At 54.5% G+C, this 18172-nt stretch carries 12 protein-coding genes and 1 other annotated feature; of the genes, 10 read left to right on the top strand and 2 right to left on the bottom strand.

Annotated elements, in window-relative coordinates; all coding sequences use genetic code 11:
- Positions 1-47 precede the first annotated feature (47 nt).
- The 3 genes from NST26_RS28695 to NST26_RS28685 all read left to right on the top strand — a co-directional run bounded on the left by NST26_RS28695 (position 48) and on the right by NST26_RS28685 (position 2515).
- The gene (locus NST26_RS28695; protein WP_036730473.1) at positions 48-1019 is read left to right on the top strand and encodes a carbohydrate ABC transporter permease; all 972 of its coding nucleotides are present in this window, start codon (positions 48-50) and stop codon (positions 1017-1019) included.
- A 3-nt stretch (positions 1020-1022) separates the two neighbouring features.
- A complete protein-coding gene (locus tag NST26_RS28690) occupies positions 1023-1877 on the top strand; it encodes a carbohydrate ABC transporter permease (protein WP_340937860.1) in 855 nt (284 codons plus the stop codon).
- A 149-nt stretch (positions 1878-2026) separates the two neighbouring features.
- Positions 2027-2515: a cysteine hydrolase family protein gene (locus tag NST26_RS28685; protein ID WP_076081778.1), complete on the top strand. Its 489-nt coding sequence runs from the start codon at positions 2027-2029 to the stop codon at positions 2513-2515.
- A gap of 160 nt (positions 2516-2675) precedes the next feature.
- On the opposite strand, the gene NST26_RS28680 is transcribed toward NST26_RS28685, so the two are convergent.
- Positions 2676-3746 carry an LLM class flavin-dependent oxidoreductase gene (locus NST26_RS28680; RefSeq protein ID WP_340980421.1) on the bottom strand — a complete coding sequence of 357 codons (1071 nt, stop codon included), beginning with the start codon at positions 3744-3746 and terminating at the stop codon, positions 2676-2678.
- 170 nt (positions 3747-3916) lie between these two features.
- On the opposite strand from NST26_RS28680, the gene NST26_RS28675 reads away from it, so the two are divergent.
- Together NST26_RS28675 and NST26_RS28670 are read left to right on the top strand one after the other, a co-directional pair.
- Positions 3917-5620 (top strand): peptidase G2 autoproteolytic cleavage domain-containing protein, encoded by a 1704-nt coding sequence (locus tag NST26_RS28675; RefSeq protein ID WP_340957884.1) that lies wholly within the window; start codon positions 3917-3919, stop codon positions 5618-5620.
- A 486-nt stretch (positions 5621-6106) separates the two neighbouring features.
- A complete protein-coding gene (locus NST26_RS28670) occupies positions 6107-7396 on the top strand; it encodes an arsenic transporter (protein WP_340957885.1) in 1290 nt (429 codons plus the stop codon).
- Positions 7397-7406: 10 nt separating this feature from the next.
- On the opposite strand, the gene NST26_RS28665 is transcribed toward NST26_RS28670, so the two are convergent.
- A complete protein-coding gene (locus tag NST26_RS28665; protein WP_340980420.1) occupies positions 7407-8786 on the bottom strand; it encodes an oxalate decarboxylase family bicupin in 1380 nt (459 codons plus the stop codon).
- 116 nt (positions 8787-8902) lie between these two features.
- Between NST26_RS28665 and NST26_RS28660 the strand changes: the two genes are divergently transcribed.
- The 5 genes from NST26_RS28660 (at position 8903) to NST26_RS28640 (ending at position 18140) form a co-directional block, all read left to right on the top strand.
- On the top strand, positions 8903-10471 hold the full coding sequence (locus tag NST26_RS28660; RefSeq protein ID WP_340957887.1) for a tetratricopeptide repeat protein: 1569 nt from the start codon (positions 8903-8905) through the stop codon (positions 10469-10471).
- A gap of 71 nt (positions 10472-10542) precedes the next feature.
- Positions 10543-10805 (top strand) — a binding site (T-box leader).
- Positions 10806-10886: 81 nt separating this feature from the next.
- The gene (locus tag NST26_RS28655) at positions 10887-12593 is read left to right on the top strand and encodes a glutamine--tRNA ligase/YqeY domain fusion protein (protein ID WP_340957889.1); all 1707 of its coding nucleotides are present in this window, start codon (positions 10887-10889) and stop codon (positions 12591-12593) included.
- Between the two features lie 598 nt (positions 12594-13191).
- A complete protein-coding gene (locus NST26_RS28650; protein ID WP_339257628.1) occupies positions 13192-14487 on the top strand; it encodes an Nramp family divalent metal transporter in 1296 nt (431 codons plus the stop codon).
- 177 nt (positions 14488-14664) lie between these two features.
- Positions 14665-16506, top strand: a complete 1842-nt coding sequence (locus NST26_RS28645) for a sensor histidine kinase (protein WP_340957890.1) — start codon at positions 14665-14667, stop codon at positions 16504-16506.
- The gene (locus NST26_RS28640; protein ID WP_340957892.1) at positions 16503-18140 is read left to right on the top strand and encodes a response regulator; all 1638 of its coding nucleotides are present in this window, start codon (positions 16503-16505) and stop codon (positions 18138-18140) included. The genes NST26_RS28645 and NST26_RS28640 overlap by 4 nt, the downstream gene beginning before the upstream one ends.
- Positions 18141-18172: the final 32 nt, after the last annotated feature.

The raw sequence follows: 18172 nt of genomic DNA, 5'->3' as shown, positions 1-18172 counted from the left end.
GGCGGGGGATTATCCCCGCCCCTATAATCAACTAAAGAGGTGAGAGCATGCGCCGCAAGGATGTCAGCTATGCGAAATTCGGCTATATCTTTACTTTTCCATTTGTACTTGCCTTTCTGATTTTTTCGCTGTACCCGATTCTGTATACAGCAGTCATCGGGTTCACGGATATGAAGGGGCTCATTCCGAAGCCTATACATATCCTTGATAACCCGTTCCAGAACTTCAAGGATCTCCTGTTCGATAATGTTTCATTCCGCAAGTCCCTGATCAATACTTTCCTCCTGTGGATTACCAACTTTATTCCGCAGATGGCCCTTGCGCTTTTGCTGACCGCCTGGTTCACGAACAAGCGGCTTAACGTCAAAGGACAAGGCTTGTTCAAGGTTTTGCTCTATATGCCGAATATCATCACTGCAAGTACGATTGCCGTGCTGTTCAGTACATTGTTCGCATATCCTATGGGTCCGGTCAACAGCCTGTTTCAGATGCTGGGCTGGAGTGATTCTCCGATCTTCTTCCTGCAGGATAAGACGACAGCCCGCGGCATTATCGCTTTCATCCAGTTCTGGATGTGGTACGGGAACACGATGATCGTCCTGATTGCAGGCGTAATGGGGATTAACCCGGCGCTGTTCGAGTCGGCGGCGATTGACGGCGCGAACGGGTTCCAGACCTTCTTCCGGATCACCCTGCCGAGTCTGCGTACCATCCTGCTGTTCACCCTGATTACCTCAATGGTCGGCGGTCTGACCATGTTCGATATTCCGCAATTATTCCTGGCGGGCGGACCGGATGACTCTACGCTTACTACGTCCATGTTCATCTACGGGCAGGCGTTCAAGGGCAGCTACATGTATAACCGTGCTGCAGCCGCAAGTATGATCATGTTCCTGATTTCTGCTGTACTGTCCGGCCTTCTGTTCTACGTGATGCGTGACCGGGACGCAGCCAAGTTGAAGAAGATCCAAAAACAAACACACAGAAATGCTGCTCAGGCAGCGGCTAGGGAGGTGTAATCCATGGAGAAGAATCGGGAAAGCAGTAAAGTCACCCAAACTGTCAACAAGACGATTATCTACGTGGTTTGCATCGCTTTGGCAGTACTCAGCATTTTGCCGTTCTGGATTATGTTCGTGAACGCTACACGCTCTACACCGGAGATCCAGAGCGGACTTTCTTTGCTCCCCTCGAGCCACATGATGGGCAATCTGAAGGTGCTGCTCGACAAGAGCTTTGATCCACTGCAAGGCTTCATGAACTCCTTCATTATTGCCAGCGGTGCAACGCTCTGTACCGTCTACTTCTCCTCACTGGCTGCTTACGGACTGGTAACCTACAGCTGGAAGCTGCGGGGCGCGTTCTTCACCTTCATTATGTGCGTGATGATGATTCCTTCCCAAGCCAGTGCGATCGGCTTCTATCAATTCATGTATAAGCTGCACTGGACCAACAACTTCCTTCCGCTGATCTTGCCGGCCATTGCAGCGCCTGCAGTGGTGTTCTTCATGCGTCAATACCTGCTCGCTACACTATCCATTGAGATCGTGGAAGCTGCTCGTGTTGACGGATCTGGTGAATTCAAAACCTTCAACCGGATTATTATGCCGCTGATGATGCCGGCCATTGCGACACAAGCCATTTTTGCTTTTGTTGCCAACTGGAACAACTTGTTCATGCCGTTAATCCTCCTTACTCAGAAGGAGAAATATACGATGCCTATCATGGTCAGCTTATTGCGCGGGGACATCTACAAGACGGAATTCGGCTCTATCTATATGGGGCTGGCGCTGACCGCATTGCCGCTGTTCATAGTCTACTTCCTGCTGTCCCGTTATATTATCGCAGGTGTAGCACTGGGCGGAGTCAAAGAATAACCGGATCAGGATAGCTGTGAAGACAAACCATACTGCAGAGAAGGTCCATTCCGGTGGATCATTCTACTGCAGTTTTTTGTATGCGGTTGGTTGAATGAACAGCCGGCATCGGGTAATGTTGAAGGATAAGCGGATAGGGGGAAGCAGGAGTGAAAATCGGATTGTTAATTATTGATCTGCAAGAGGTCCATGTCAGCGGGGTGGAGCAGAAGGAGATTGACCGCGCCTGCGAGTATATCAATTATGTCTCCGGGCTGCTGCGGGCCAAGGGCCATGCCGTGATTCATATTCAGGACATTGAAGGGATGCAGCCCTCTGAGGAAGCGAAGTTCGCGATCCTCTCCGGAGTTGAGGTTCAGGAGACGGATTTCAACGTGAAGAAGGAATACTCGAATGCCTTTTGGAAGACGGATCTGGAAAAGCTTGTGCGGGAGCAAGGCATCGATCTGCTGATTCTCTCCGGCTATGCCGCCGAGCATTGCGTTCTGTTCACCTATAACGGGGCTGCCGAAAGGGGAATCAAGGCGGTGCTGCTGCAAAATGGGATTCTAAGCTCTCATCAGGATGTAATCACGGCGGCGTACAGGGACCGGAATCTGGTTTCATATCCTGTGATTCAAGCGTTGGTGGAGTCTTAGTTTTCAACGAAAAACACCTCAAGCACCGTTTGGCGCTTGAGGCTTTCTTGTTGTTTAGGAAATTATGATTTTCTTCTGTTGTGGATAAGTGGCGCGCAGCCCTCAGGGTGATTTTGTTCCGGATAGAGTAAAATATTCCCGGTTAGAGTGAAGCCGGACTTTATTTCCCCTCAGTACGGGCTAACTCCGCATGCACGATAGGGGCAACCTTGGTGCCTAGCAGCTCGATGGCACGCAGGACCTCGCGGTGCGGCATGTAGCCGACATTCACATGCAAGAAGAACCGGGTCACGCCGAGATTCTTACGCAGCAGAATGATCTTCTCGGCGACATACTCTGCGTCACCGACATAAAGTGCTCCGCGTAAGCTGCGGGCATCATCGAAGGCTGCGCGGTTGTAGGTTCCGCCCCAGCCCCGTTCGCGGCCGATGACATTCATCTGTGCCTGGGTGGACGGGTAGAATAAGGCCGCAGCCTGGTCGTTAGTTTCACCTACGAAGCCGTGGGAGTGTGTGGCGATCTGCAGTTTGTCCGGATTATGTCCGGCGCGTGCTGCGGCCTCCTTGTACAAGTTCACTAGCGGAGCGAACCGCTCCGGCATTCCGCCGATAATCGCGAAGGCGATAGGCAGACCAAGGGTTCCAGCCCGTACAGCGGATTCAGGGTTGCCGCCGCTGGCGATCCAGACCGGAAGCGGGTCCTGAACGGCACGGGGATAGACCGGCAGATTATTTATAGCCGGACGGTGCCCACCGCGCCAAGTGACCTTCTCGGAGGCGCGGATCGCCAGCAGCAGCTCCAGATTCTCCTCGAACAATTCATCGTAATCCTCCAGACTGTAACCGAACAGCGGGAAGGACTCAGTGAAGGAACCGCGTCCGGCCATAATCTCTGCCCGGCCGTTCGAGAGGCCGTCCAGCGTAGCGAACGCCTGATAGACCCGCACCGGGTCATCCGAAGACAAGACGCTGACCGCACTGGTCAGTCTGATCCGCTTGGTTGTCGCTGCCGCTGCGGCGAGGACTACAGCCGGGGCACTCCCTGCATAATCCTTACGGTGATGCTCGCCTATTCCATATACGTCCAGGCCCACTTGGTCAGCGAGCACAATCTCCTCGACAGCTTCCCGCAGCCGTTCTGCATGGCTGATTGTCTCCCCCGTCACCGGGTCAGGTGTAGTTTCCAAAAACGTGCTTATTCCTATTTCCATAATCTTCTTCTCATCGGCCATGTTCATCCGCCCCTTTCTTCATGTCATCATTCTACTATACTTTTTAATGTTTCTCAACTTTAGTAAGTGAAATGAAAGTGAAAAGTAATTTATCACCTGTCCCATTCGCCGTTGCTGCCGCCTGTCCGGCGACATAATTATATGTTAATACGAAGAAAGCGGTGATGAGGATGGGAAGCGGGTCAGGGAACACAGCTAGCGGCTTCGCTGCGCATGCGGAGGGACTTAGTACGACGGCAAGCGGTACAGCAGCTCATTCTGAAGGGTATACCACGCTGGCCAGCGGAGAAACCTCGCATGCGGAAGGCAATACTACGACTGCCAGCGGAAGCGCATCGCATGCGCAGGGGTATCTGACCCAGGCGACTAATGATACGGCACATGCCGAAGGATCTACTAGTATTGCCAGCGGAGTCGCGGCGCATGCCGAGGGTTATTTGACCAATGCTACAGGTGAAAGCTCTCATGCAGAAGGCTCCATGACGGTGGCCGCCGGGCTGGTGGCACATGCCGAAGGGAGCGGCACCCAAGCCTGGGGGGACAGCTCCCATACAGAAGGGTTGAATACTTCAACTCAGACGACGGCAATCAACGCGCATGCAGAAGGAGAAGGGAATTCTGCCAGCGGGAGGGCTTCCCATGTGGAAGGCGGCGGGTTAGATCCGCTTGGGAATCCGGCCCCGAACTTCGCTGGCGGCTCCGCTTCCCATGCCGAAGGGGTGGGAACCACCGCCATGGGCTTAGCGTCCCATGCGGAAGGCGGAACAACAGATATCACACAGGGCGCCGGACCTTCTGCCCTTGGCGATTTCTCGCATGCCGAAGGGCAGAACACGGTAGCCAGCGGTACTTCAGCGCATGCGGAAGGATTAGCAACAACAGCGAGCGGCAATGTGGGAGCGCATGCGGAAGGACAGAATACGACAGCCAGCGGAACCGCTTCCCATGCCGAGGGCTTCCAGACCTTGGCCAGCGGGGCTTCCGGCCATGCGGAAGGGGCTAATACACAGGCTAGCGGTTCCTTTTCCCATGCCGAGGGGGTGGGGACTCTGGCGAATGCGCCTTATGCGCATGCCGAAGGTGCGGATGCGATAGCTTCCGGCCAGGCTTCGCATGCTGAAGGGCTCCAGACCCAGGCCCTTGCTCCGAATTCGCATGCCGAGGGTGAGGCGACAGTTGTACTGGCGGAGCATACCGGTGCCCATATCATGGGACAGAACGGGTCCACCCGGTTCCCTTATTCGTGGCATCTGGCTAATGGGCTGGCCGTAGGGCCGACTTTTAACTCGGCAGTCATTGAAGGACTTACGGGGAACATGTATCTGGATGGTACTCTGATGTCTCCAGGTGCGGCTGATTATGCGGAAATGTTCGAGACTTCGGACGGCTTATCCATTGAACCGGGGTATTTCGTTACATTCGATAGCGCCAGTGACAGGGTTCGTAAGGCCAACTCGGCAGATGAGTACATTGTTGGGGTCATTAGCGCAAGACCGGCTATCGTTGCGGATTCGAGTGATTTGCGCTGGAAGGGCATGTTCGCTACGGATGATTGGGACCGGATTCTGTATCATGAGGTGAAGGTCCCGGAGGTAAGGAATGAATATGGTCATGTCGTACGCGAAGCAGGAACGAAGACAGAACCGGTACTTAATCCGGAGTGGGATGCCGCGCAGGAGTACATTCCCCGCCAAGAGCGGGAGGAATGGGTGGCGGTCGGAATCGTGGGCAAGCTGCTTGTCCGCGATGACGGCACTTGCGTGCCTGGAGGATACTGCCGCCCGGATCAAAACGGCGCAGCAACATCGTCGGCAGACGGATACCGGGTAATGAAGCGTACGGGCGAACGCCAGATTCGTATTTTCATGAAATAACCTGCTGAACAGGATAACAGCCAAAGAGACCGGGTTCCCCCGGCCTCTTCGGCGGCCTGCTGTCTTCAGGATTCAGGATTCAGGATTTATCCTTCTTGACGGCAAGCTGTACAATCATAATAACAAGAACGAGCAGTGCGATGAGCTGGTCTGTACTCATGGTAGTCCGAACCTCCAATCCCGTAACAAGGATGGCTCTTTACGGACCTGCATCTCCTCTCCAAGAAGCTGCTTCGTTCCCCTTAATCCAGCCTATGTATTCATACATACACTTAGTACTTAAGCATATAAATATTATTGCAGCAGACGGCTGCCGGTCGGGCGGCAATGTCTCTGAACAGGCTTGCGTAGCGCAGGTGAACCTTCCAGCAATTTTTATCTTGTACTTCGGATGAGGCTGCTTTAGTATATATAAATTGGCTTATATTTATATCTACTGTAAGGAGTGCATCAGGGAATGCTGCAGATCAAATGGGGGGCTGAATTATGGTTGTGATAGCCTGCCTGATTTTTGTTGTGACTTTGGTTTTTGTGATCTGGCAGCCGCGGAATTTATCAATTGGCTGGTCCGCCTGCGGCGGGGCGATTCTCGCGCTTGCGGCAGGAGTGGTCAGCTTCGGGGATGTCCGTGATGTGACGCTGATTGTATGGAATGCAACGCTTGCCTTTGTAGCGATTATTCTAATTTCCTTAATTCTCGATCGTGTCGGCTTCTTCGAGTGGGCGGCGCTGCATATGGCGGCGGCGGCACGCGGCAACGGCACGCTGATGTTCATCTATGTGATTGTACTGGGTGCAGTCGTGGCGATGCTGTTCGCCAATGACGGGGCAGCGCTGATTCTGACGCCGATTGTGCTGGCGATGGTCCGGGCGCTGAATCTGGACGAGCGCAAAGTCTTTCCTTTTATTATTGCCAGCGGCTTCATTGCCGATACCACCTCGCTGCCGCTGACCGTCAGCAATCTGGTGAATATTGTCTCTGCCGATTTCTTCGGCATCACCTTCATGCAGTATGCAGGACACATGTGGCTGCCTACCTTGTTCTCGCTTGGAGCAAGCATTCTGGTCTTATATCTCTACTTCCGCCGCAGCATTCCGAAGGAGTATGACACCGCCGGAATGAAGCTTCCGGGGGATGCCATTAAGGACCAGCGGATGTTCCGGCTATCCTGGTTCGTACTCGCGCTTCTGGTAGCCGGATATTTTGTCAGTGAATTCCTGGACATTCCGGTATCCGTGGTAGCGGGAGTGATCGCAATCTGTTTCCTGCTGATGGCCCGCAGAAGTCCTTACGTGAAGACGATGGAAGTGGTTAAGGGGGCGCCTTGGGCGATTGTTTTCTTCTCTATTGGCATGTACGTAGTGGTGTATGGCCTGCGTAATGCGGGACTGACGGATGTGCTCGCAGAGATGATCAGCGAAATTGCGAAGCACGGGCTGTTCGCAGCCACTATGGGGATGGGCTTCCTGGCCGCGCTGCTCTCCTCCGTGATGAATAATCTGCCGACCGTGCTGATCGGGGCGCTGGCCATTGATACCGCACATGCCGCGGGTCTGGTGAAGGAGGCTCTGATCTACGCCAATGTTATCGGTTCGGATCTGGGCCCGAAGATTACACCGATTGGTTCACTGGCCACGCTGCTGTGGCTGCATGTGCTGTCCGGCAAGGGTGTGAAGATCTCCTGGGGCTCCTATTTCAAAATAGGGATTATCCTGACGGTTCCCACACTGTTCATCACGTTGCTCGGTCTATATTTGGAGCTGAAGTGGCTCTAATCTAAGCGGATCAAGCGTTTTGAAGTGACCGGTGAATAGCTAAGTACTGTGAGAATTGTGTGATATACTGGAAATTTGATATAAGAAAAAGCGGTGCAGACGGTGAGTCTGGCCGCTTTTTGTTGTTGGCGTGTCCCGGGGTGATTGGAGCTGCGAAAAATGTAACAACGCTACCCTTTCTGCTCCCATGCTCCTTTCCCTGCGGCTGCTCCTGCTGCTCCGGGTACTTCACCACAGGCCATTTCACCTTGCGCAGGGCGTTCATCAGCTCCGGCCCGGCATGCAGATTGCTGCTGACCAGCTCATGGGGCGTGAGCGCCATCCACTGGTTGAGGGAGACGTCGGCGAACCGGTCGCTCTTGAACATTTCCAGGAACCAGAGCGTCTCTGTGCCGGTATTCTGAACATAATGCCCCTGGGCAAAAGGCACATAGCCGACATCCCCGGCCCTTACATTGAAAGTGCGCGCATCGCCGTTGCCTCCGAAGACGGTCATTCGTCCTTGCCCACTGAGGTAATACTGCCACTCGTCATTGTTCGGGTGCCAGTGCAGCTCCCGCATCGCCCCAGGCTCAATCTCTACCAGGGCTGCGGCGATATTCCGTGAGACGGGGAAATTGCTGGAGTCGACAATCCGCACACTGCCTCCCGGGGTCTTGAGCGGCGGCTGGGCCATCAGCCGATGCTTGAAGCTCAGCGGAATCTCCCCGTAAGGCGATTCGATCCGCTGGCTCGCAATTGGACCTGGCACCTGGTCCTGATAGATGTACACCTGCTCCTTGGGAAGATAGGCGAAGGCGGTTTCAGGTATGCCGAAATTCGCGGACAGGACTTCACGCGGCGTATGGGCGAACCAGTCGGAGATGGACAGGGTGTTCAGATCCGAGAAGCCTCCGTCGTCGAACACAAGCAGGAATTCACATCCCTCAGCCAGACCCTGAATGGAATGCGGGATGCCTGGAGGGAAATACCACAGATCGCCGGGACCGACATCGGCGATGAAGTTGCGGCCATTCTGGTCCACAGCTGTAATCCTTGCGCTGCCCAGCAGCATGTAGGACCATTCTGCCTGCTGATGCCAGTGCAGCTCACGTACGCCGCCCGGCGTCAGGCTCATATTTACGCCCGCAAGCGTAGTGGCTACCGGCAGCTCCCTGACTGTCACCTCACGGGACCAGCCGCCATGATTCAGCTGCATGTGGGCGTCGGAGAACGAGAACTTCAGATTCGGGATCAGCCCGTTGTCCGTGACCGGAGGAACGAACATGTCGGGATTCTCCCGGTCGCGCATGATGTCACGTGGACCCAGGTCGATATTGCCTGCACCGTCACTGCGTATGGGCTGGGGAATGACGGGCTGGCCTGGAGAACGGGGATGCTCAGGATTCATCACATAGGCTCCTTTCTGGAACGCACAGCATTTCAAGAAAATATATGCGCAAATGTGATAATATTTGACTACCGGACAAAGATCCGTACGATAATCAGAGAGCAGGGTTAGAACCAATGACATTAAGTGGACAAGAACGCTACCGCTTCAGCGAAGCGCCTATATGGGAGTTGCAGCGCACCTACTATGAACAGCTGGGGCTCCAGGCTTGGGCCAACGACCAGGTTCCGCAGTATATTACAAGCAATCCGATGATTGGAACAGCGTATGCGGAGATCATCTTCGGCTTTCTTCAGGACCGTGCGCAGAAGGGATTCACTACAGAGCCGGTAGTGGTACTGGAGCTGGGTGCAGGTGTGGGGCGTCTGGCGTTCCATGTGCTCCAGCAGCTGTGTGAGCTGATCCAGTATGCGGGCGTGCCGCTGCCGCCGTTCCGCTATGTGATGAGCGATTTGCCCTGGAAAAACATTGAGGGCTGGCAGCAGCATGAGGGGCTGAAGCCTTTTGTAGAACAGGGAATGCTGGACTTTGCCCGCTTCGATGCGGTCCGGGATACGGAGCTGAGCTTAACGCAGAGCGGATTGGTAATTAAGCCAGGGGAGCTGGGGCAGCCGCTGATGGTGATCGCCAACTACTTCTTCGACAGTATCCCTCAGGAGCTGCTCTATGTGGATGAAGGCAAGATCTATGAATGTGAGGTCTCGCTGAAATATCCTGAGCAGTCTGCTACCATGGGGCCGTCCGAGGTGCTCCGTGATCTGGTGCCGGAATACCATTACAAGCGTGCAGCGGGCTATGAGGACAGCTCGTATCCTTATCATGAAGTGATCTCGTTCTATTTGGACAAGCTGGAGGATTCACATGTGCTGTTCCCGGAGGCAGCCCTGTCCTGTATGGAGCGTCTGGGTGCACTCTCCCGGGGAAGCTTCCTGCTGCTCACTGCCGATAAGGGAGACCACCGTCTGGAGAACTGGGAGTTTGCCGAGCCGCCGAAGCTGATTCATCACGGAAGCATCTCGCTTACAGCGAATTATCATGCGCTGGTGCATTATTTTGAGCGGAAGGGCGCACAATCCCAGTTCACGCAGCATCATTATAAAAATCTCAATGTGGGCTGCATCCTGATGCTGGAGGAGCCGATGCTGCATCCGCATACCCGGCTGGCCTACCGGCGGTTTGTCGAGCGGTTCGGGCCGGATGATTTCTTCAGCCTGAAGGTGTGGATCGATAAGAATTACGACACCATCGGCATGCAGCAGATCCTGGCCTTCTGGCGGCTGGGGGGCTATGACGCGGAGCTGTTCATTCAGAGTGCCGAGCGGATCTCTGCGCTGCTGCCGGATGCCAGCGACGAGGAGCTGCTGGACCTTCAGCGGGGGATCGACCGGATGTGGCGGGGCTTCTACCCGATGCCGCAAAAGTATGATCTGGCGCTGGACTGCGGCCTGCTGCTGTTCGAGATGGAGCAGTACGGGGAATCCCGCCGCTTCCTGGAGCATTCGCTCCAGTCCAGTGAGGAGGAGCCGGTAATTACCGTGCTGTACTGCCTGGCGATCTGCAGCTACGAGCAGGAGGATGATGAGGCGGCGCTGGATTATACGCGCAGATCGCTGCTGATTGAGCCGGAGCATGAGGAAGCGCTGGAGCTGCTCGCGGCGCTAAGCCAGGACCCGGCAGAGGCTTAGGCTGCTGCTCCCGGCAGTCCGGTGCAGCCCTTTACACCCGTTGTGAGTTTTGTTATTCTGTATCCAATAACGCAAACGCGATGACGAGAAGAGTACATTCAGGTTCTTCCCTCACAGAGAGCTCCGGCTGGTGTGAAGGAGCAGGGAAGACTGGATGGAAACAAGCCTCTGAGCGGCTTACCGGAACCAGGCAGCAGCCGGGGATGGTACGACAGGAGCTCCTGTTACAGAGCTAGAGTATAAGCCTGCCGGACGGCAGCGCCGTACTTGATGAGATTAATATGGTGACATATTAATGAACCTGGGGTGGTACCGCGAGAATTTCGTCCCCAAGACTTACGGTCTTGGAGGTGAGGTTCTTTTTTGTTGTATCCAGATAAGGCGGCGTACCACCCATGAACAGGAGGAGATTGGAATGACAGAGAATAATGGACCGGCTCTGCCGGAGAATTATATGGATAGGCTGATTAGTGAAGATGTGGAGGCGGGAGTCTTCAGCCGGGAGATCTGCACCCGGTTTCCGCCGGAGCCCAATGGCTATCTGCATATCGGGAGTGCTTTTGCCATCCACACGAATATGGGGATCGCCCGTAAATATGGCGGACGCTTCCATCTGCGCTTCGATGATACCAACCCGCTCAAAGAGGATAAGGAGTATGTGGAAGCGATCATCCGTGACCTTGAATGGCTGGGCTGCAGTCCCGGGGAACACATCTACTACGGCTCCGATTATTCGGAGGAGTTCTACCGCAGGGCAGAGACGCTCATTCTGAAGGGGAAAGCCTATGTTTGTGATATGACGGCAGCAGAGGTAACGGCTTACCGGGGGACCTTAACCGAGCCGGGGAAGGACAGTCCTTACCGCAGCCGAACGCCGGAGGAGAATCTGCGGCTGTTCCGGGAGATGCGTGCGGGGAGCTATCCGAATGGCGCTAAAGTGCTGCGGGCCAAGATCGACATGGCCTCGCCGAACATGAATCTGCGAGATCCGGTGTTGTACCGGATTATTCATGCCGCGCATTACCGCACGGGCGTTGCCTGGTGCATCTACCCGATGTATGATTTCGCCCATCCGATTCAGGATGCGCTGGAAGGGGTGACGCATTCGCTCTGCTCGATCGAGTTCAAGGATCACCGGCCGCTGTACGAATGGGTGCTGAACGAGCTGGGCACCCCGGAACCGCCGAGACAGAGGGAATTCGGCCGGGTGAACCTGACCGGAGTGGTTACAAGCAAGCGGCATCTCCGGGCACTGGTAGCCGGAGGCTTCGTGGACGGCTGGGATGATCCGCGCCTGCCTACGCTCAGCGGGCTGCGCAGACGGGGATTCACGCCGGAGAGCATCGAGGCCTTCGTGCGGGAGATCGGCATGGTCCGCAATACGGCGATGGTGGATTTCTCGCTGCTGGAGCATTGCCTGAGACAGGACCTGAAGGCGAAGGTGCCGGCGGTCATGGCGGTACTGGACCCGCTGAAGGTCGTGCTTACCAATTACGCCGCCGGGGCCTCTGAGCTGCTTCCGATCCCTAACAACCCTGAGAATGCCGGGCTGGGTTCAAGAGAAGTACCGTTCTCCGGCACGCTCTACATCGAGCGGGCCGATTTCATGGAGGTGCCTCTGAAGGGCTTCCGCAGACTGGTCCCAGGCGGTGAGGTGCGGCTTAAGGGCGGATACATTATCCGCTGCAATGAAGTCATGAAGGACGCAGAGACGGGAGAAATCCTCGAACTGCGGTGTACCTACGACCCGGAGACCCGCAGCGGCGGCCCTCTAAGCGGCCGGAAGGTGAAGGGGACTGTGCAATGGGTCTCGGCTGCTCATGCGCTGAAGAGTGACGTATACCTGTATGAGCAGCTGCTGACGGATAACAACGGGCCGAAGCAGGAAGGAGAGAGCTGGGAGGAATACATCAATCCGGGTTCCGTGACCCTGCTTACAGATTGCCTGCTGGAGCCGCTTGCGGGCAACCCTCAGCCCGGGGACACCTACCAGTTCTTGCGTCACGGCTATTTCTGCATCGACAGCAAGCATAGCACAGCTCAGAAGCTGGTGTTCAACCGAATCGTTCCGCTTAAGGACACCTGGAAGGGCAACGCAGGACACGTAAGCAGCAGCGAATAAGTAGTGGATGAATCTAGAATTTGGCGGGTTGTGCGGGCTATGCCAGGCTAACTTCTTAAAAAGTTTAGAATGTTACACAAGCAGCGGTGCTCCTGTTACTGGAGGATCGCTGATTTGCGTATGCGTCTGCCAGGCTAATGGTCGACAAGTGGGAGAAATATCGGGTTGGGAGTAAAGCGTTGGCTGCACTTTGTACATTAAATTTCATTATAATCGACCAAAAAGCAGCTTTTATTGTAGCTTATACAGCAGATTACTGGGAAAATGGCCTTTGAAAACAAAAAAACGAAAATCAAATGTATGAAATACAACAGAGTGAGTTTTATCGCAAATTATTGTGTAATCTACTGCACAAAGTACAATCACCCCCGGCAGAGGAGTCAACTCGATAATGGGAGCGGGTAATAACATACGGCAAGAGCCTCACTTAACAGAGTGGCCTTACATAATATGGGTCGAGACATTACATGAAAACCCAATGAAAATACATTTACAATTCTCAACTTGCGGATTATAATAAAACCAGATCAAATGTTGCACCAGGGAAACTTTCGTGTGTATAGACAACTTTTTCCGGGCAAGAGGAGGACAGAACATGATGGAGCAAAATACCGCAGTAGAATCATCCCCTATACTAAAAGGTCATATCAATACACATTCGGCACAATCCGTGCTTAATGGAGATGTCAAAGGACTGAAGAGACTTCTTCCTTTTCTGGGCCCGGCTTTTATAGCTTCCGTAGCTTATCTGGACCCCGGCAATTTTGCCACTAATATTACGGCAGGCTCGAAATACGGTTACCTGTTATTATGGGTCATCTTTGCCTCGAATCTGATGGCTGTACTGATACAATCCTTATCCGCCAAGCTGGGCATTGCCACCGGCAAGAATCTTCCGGAGGTCGCACGGGAGAAATTCCCGAAGGGCGTATCCATCTTCCTGTGGATACAGAGTGAATTGGTCATTATCGCAACCGATCTGGCCGAGTTTATCGGGGCCGCGCTCGGACTGTATCTGCTGTTCGGCATCCCGATGCTGCCAGCGGCCCTGATTACCGCAGTGGGTTCCTTCGCGATTCTGGAATTACAACGGCGCGGGTACCGTACCCTGGAGGCCGGAATCGCCGGGATGGTGATGATCGTGGTGCTGGCCTTTGCGTTCCAGGTCATTATGGCGAAGCCGGATGCGGGAAGTGTGGTTGCCGGCATGTTCACTCCAAGGTTCGAGGGCGTGGACAGCGTCCTGCTGGCAGCGGGAATTCTCGGAGCTACCGTAATGCCCCATGCAATCTATCTGCATTCTTCGCTAACCCAGAGCCGGATCGTCGGGATTGATGAACGGGAAAAGAAGCAGATCTTCCGGCTGGAATTCATCGATATCCTTATCGCGATGCTGATTGCCGGTGCGGTCAATATGGCGATGGTCATTGTGGCGGCCGCGCTGTTCTTCAAGAACGGTCTGGTGGTGCAGGATCTGGATGTCGCCTTCGAGCAGTTCCGCAATCTGGCCGGTCCCGTGACGGCAGTCTCCTTCGGCCTGGGCCTTCTGATCGCAGGGCTATCCAGCTCGTCGGTTGGTACGATGGCCGGTGATGTGGTCATGCAGGGCTTCATTAATAAAAAAATTAATCTCTACCTCCGGCGGGCGATTACAATCATCCCCCCGCTGGCTATCATCGCCATGGGCATTAATGCTACCAGCGCACTGGTCATGAGCCAGGTCGTCCTCTCCTTCGGGATTGCCTTTGCCCTGATTCCGCTCGTGATCTTCACCAGCGACCGCAAGATCATGAAGGGACTGGTGAATCACCGGATCACCACCATCCTCGGCTGGATGATCTCCGCCCTGGTGGTCGCGCTGAACCTGTTCCTGGTTGTGGAGATGTTTGTGTAAAGCATTGAACTTGAAGCATGTGTATTGTAACAGAGCAGCGGTCCTCCTAAGAGGGTCGCTGCTCTGTTTGCTGCTGGCGCTGCTGATCACAGGTGATGTGCCTGACCCGAAACAGAATTCCCCTGTTTTTAAACAGTATATCCCATTCATTGCACGGCCTATCCTTTGCTATAATTAATGTGTTTAAGATATTTCGGGATTACAGGTCGCAGAGCCAGGGAGGAAGCCGCCATAACCGGAAGCTGGAGAGGGCTGCGTTCGATCCGCAGCAAGCTGATCGCTACCGTACTCATCGTGATTGCCCTGCCGACGCTGATCGTGCTGTACAGCTACTTCACAACATCGGTCAGCGTGGTGGAGCAGGAAGTGTATGCTGCCAATCAGAGCCTGATCGAGCAGGCAGCCTTGACGATTAATGATAAAGCTAAACGGATGATTCAGGCGACTTATCTGCTGGAGGCGGATATGGCCCAGTCTTTCGGCTCCAATACCTTCAACTGGGACTACGGGAATGCGGAGGCGATGGGGGCTATTTTTCAAATTCAGAAGAAGATGGGCTATTTAAGGGATATCCTGCTGGATAACAGCGCCTTCATCGGACTTGTCGATGCGGAGGGCAGTGTGGTGACGACCTTATACAATTTCAACCGCCAGGCAACGGGTACGATTATCCGCGAACCCTGGTTCAAGACGGGGATGGAGCAGAAGGGCTATCCCTATTGGGAGCGGGTCTACCGCTTGCCCGCAGCCCTGGGGTATACCGAGAATGCGCCGGATAAGGAGTTCATGCTGCTGTCGCGTTCCTTTGCGTTCGAATCCTCCATCCGTAACTGGGGATTAAGTGTAGTAGCCATTCCAGTGAGTCAATTCTATGGCATCCCCGCCAAAGGGCTGCCCGATAATACGCAGCTGCTGGTGATGGACACGGCCGGAGCCCTGTATGATATATACGGCAAGCAGCAGTATTCCCTGACGCCGGAGCAGCTGGAAGACTTAAGGAAGAGTCCGTCTGTAACGAGGAAGCTGTCCTTGGGCAAGGAAACCTATCTAATGAATGCGGCTTCAGTCCCGCAGGTGGGCATATCCATTGTCTCCCTGCAGCGGATCGGGGATTTCTCCGCCCAGTTGGATAACTCCCGGACGAAGTCCATTGCCTTGTTCCTGCTGTTCTTCGGCGTGGGGATCATGATCGTGATCTACATCCTGCTGCGCCTGACGAAGCCGCTCTATGCACTGGTGCGCTCCATGAGCAGGGTGGGCAGCGGCAACTTCAGCACCAAGGTTGAGGTGCGCGGCAAGGATGAGATCGCCGTACTCGGAAGCCATTTCAATAAAATGGTCGCGCAGCTGGAGGAACTGGTCCATCATGTGGCGGAGGAGCAGCGGCATAAGGAGGAGGCGCATTTTCAGGCGCTCCAGGCACAAATTAATCCCCACTTCCTGTTCAATACGCTCAATTCCATCAAGCTGATGGCCATGCTCTCGGGGACCAACCGCAATGTCAGCGATATGATTACCGCGCTGGGTAAGCTGATGGAGTTCTCCATGAAGCAGAATACGCTATTCGTAACGCTGGGGCAGGAGCTGGAATATCTGGAGCTGTATATGTCACTGCAGAAGATCCGGTACCACGACGACATCACCGTCTCTATTCAGGTTGCGGAAGAGCTGCTGGATTGCACGGTGCTGAAATTCACGCTCCAGCCGCTGGTGGAGAACAGTATTATCCATGGCTCGCAGCTGCCGCTGCATATCCGCATCGAGGCGGAATGCACCGGTCCCTACCTGCTCATTCATATTAGGGATAACGGCAAGGGGATCTCTGAGGAGACCATGCAGGTAATCTCTAATCAATTGCAGCAGGATCATGTGAAGACGAGCGGCATCGGGTTGCTGAATGTGGACAGGAGAATCAAAATCCACTTCGGGCAGACCTGCGGCATCCTCCTGTCCCGGCCGGACGGGGGCGGACTTCAGGTGACGGTGCGGATTCCTTATCGGAAGGAGCTTGAAGGATGACAACACGCGTGTTGATTGTGGATGATGAAATTCTGGTGCGGGTGGCGCTCAAGACGCTGATTAAGTGGGAGGAGCACGGCTTTGAGATTATCGGTGAAGCCGCGAACGGCGTGGAGGCTCTGGAGCTGCTGGAACGCGAAGTCTGCCATATCATTCTGTCCGATATCCGGATGCCGGAGATGAATGGCCTTGATCTCATGAATCATGTCCGGGTGAAGTGGCCGGAGATAAAGTTTATTATTTTGTCCAACCATAATGACTTTGAATATGTGCAGAAGGCGCTGCGGCTGGGGGCTGCCGATTATACGCTGAAGCTGGCTTATACGCCGGAAGAGCTGCTTGATAAATGCAAGCGGCTTCAGCAGTCCTTCCACAGTGAACAACAGGAGCGCTCGGAGAAGCATAAGCTGGATTACCGGATCAAGGTGCTGGAGTCGAAATCCGCCGAGCTGACGCTGCTTGACTTGCTTGTGAAGCAAAGGTCGAGGCTGGAGGTGGACCATCTGCAGCGGGACGGGAACCTTCCGGCGTTCGTCCTGGAGGGCTGCCGGGTGATTGTGGCGGGTGTCGACCATTACCGGCAGGTCCTGGAGGAGAACCGGTTCCAGAGTGAGCAGCTGCTCATCTATACGGTCAGCAATATTTTTGCGGAAATATTGAAAAAATATGAAAAGTGCCAGCTGGTGGATATGCATAACCGCAAGCTGGTGATCCTGGCCGGCTCCTATGCGGAAGGGATGCTGGATGAGCTTAAGGCTGCAGGCAGCACCTTTGCCAAGGTCAATGTAAGCTTCGGCGTGTCCGGGGACAGCTGCAGCCCGTATCAGTTAAATGAAGGCTTCCGGCAGGCGGAGCTGACGCTCGGGCGGCGGTTTTTTCATGAAGACCGTCATATCTTGTACCCGCTGGCCGGGGCGGGAGAAGTTCAGCCCAAGGTGAGTATTCTGAGAAGCGGGCACTGGGATACCTTGCTGGAAACGGCGGAAGAGGCTGTGATTCTGGAGGAATTACGGCACTGGACTGCCCGGCTGCAGGCGGAAGAGGCGATGGGGGCCGCCTGGGTCAGGGAGCAGTGGCTGCAGTGGCTGCATCTGGTCTTCCGGCATATGGGGCAGTCGGGGGATATTCTGTATGTCATGCCCGAGCATCAGGGAAGATACCCCTTCGATGTGATCCGCAACGCGGAGACGCTCGGGGAGATCGGCAGCTGGTTTCTGGGCTGGCTTCCGGAAGCCTTAACCCTGACGGGACGGAACAGCCAGCCGGTATACCGTGATGAGGTGAAGCAGATGATCGCCATCATGGAGGAGGAGTACGCCAGTTCACTGAAGGTGGCCGACTTGGCCAGAAGGACGGGGTTTGCCGAGAATTATCTCAGTGTCATGTTCAAGAAGGAGACAGGTGTGAAGATTGTGGATTATCTGACGCAGATCCGCATGCAGAAGGCCCGGGAGCTGCTGCGCAATCCCACCTATAAAATCTATGAAATTTCGGAAATGGTCGGCTATGCCGATTCCAATCATTTCAGTAAGTATTTTAAGAAGATAGAGGGATTATTTCCGCTGGAATACCGCAAAACTGTGATCGGCCGCAAGCCATCCAGCTTGGAAAATCCCTCGAAGACCAAAGAATAAGCCGTTCGTTATTGGGCAGCGCTTTGTTATAA

The sequence above is a fragment of the Paenibacillus sp. FSL R7-0128 genome, from assembly GCF_038002245.1.
Taxonomy (GTDB): domain Bacteria; phylum Bacillota; class Bacilli; order Paenibacillales; family Paenibacillaceae; genus Paenibacillus_AQ; species Paenibacillus_AQ silagei.
Note: the sequence above shows the minus strand (reverse complement) of the source record. Positions and strands in the feature narration are given on the sequence as shown.

Excerpts from the sequence above, each read along its gene's own strand:
- NST26_RS28650 (WP_339257628.1), top strand. The coding sequence starts at position 13,192 with ATGGAGCAAAATACCGCAGTAGAATCATCCCCTATACTAAAAGGTCAT.
- NST26_RS28645 (WP_340957890.1), top strand. The coding sequence starts at position 14,665 with ATGTGTTTAAGATATTTCGGGATTACAGGTCGCAGAGCCAGGGAGGAA.
- NST26_RS28690 (WP_340937860.1), top strand. The coding sequence starts at position 1,023 with ATGGAGAAGAATCGGGAAAGCAGTAAAGTCACCCAAACTGTCAACAAG.
- NST26_RS28675 (WP_340957884.1), top strand. The coding sequence starts at position 3,917 with ATGGGAAGCGGGTCAGGGAACACAGCTAGCGGCTTCGCTGCGCATGCG.
- NST26_RS28665 (WP_340980420.1), bottom strand. The coding sequence starts at position 8,786 with ATGAATCCTGAGCATCCCCGTTCTCCAGGCCAGCCCGTCATTCCCCAG.
- NST26_RS28680 (WP_340980421.1), bottom strand. The coding sequence starts at position 3,746 with ATGGCCGATGAGAAGAAGATTATGGAAATAGGAATAAGCACGTTTTTG.
- NST26_RS28655 (WP_340957889.1), top strand. The coding sequence starts at position 10,887 with ATGACAGAGAATAATGGACCGGCTCTGCCGGAGAATTATATGGATAGG.
- NST26_RS28695 (WP_036730473.1), top strand. The coding sequence starts at position 48 with ATGCGCCGCAAGGATGTCAGCTATGCGAAATTCGGCTATATCTTTACT.
- NST26_RS28670 (WP_340957885.1), top strand. The coding sequence starts at position 6,107 with ATGGTTGTGATAGCCTGCCTGATTTTTGTTGTGACTTTGGTTTTTGTG.
- NST26_RS28660 (WP_340957887.1), top strand. The coding sequence starts at position 8,903 with ATGACATTAAGTGGACAAGAACGCTACCGCTTCAGCGAAGCGCCTATA.
- NST26_RS28640 (WP_340957892.1), top strand. The coding sequence starts at position 16,503 with ATGACAACACGCGTGTTGATTGTGGATGATGAAATTCTGGTGCGGGTG.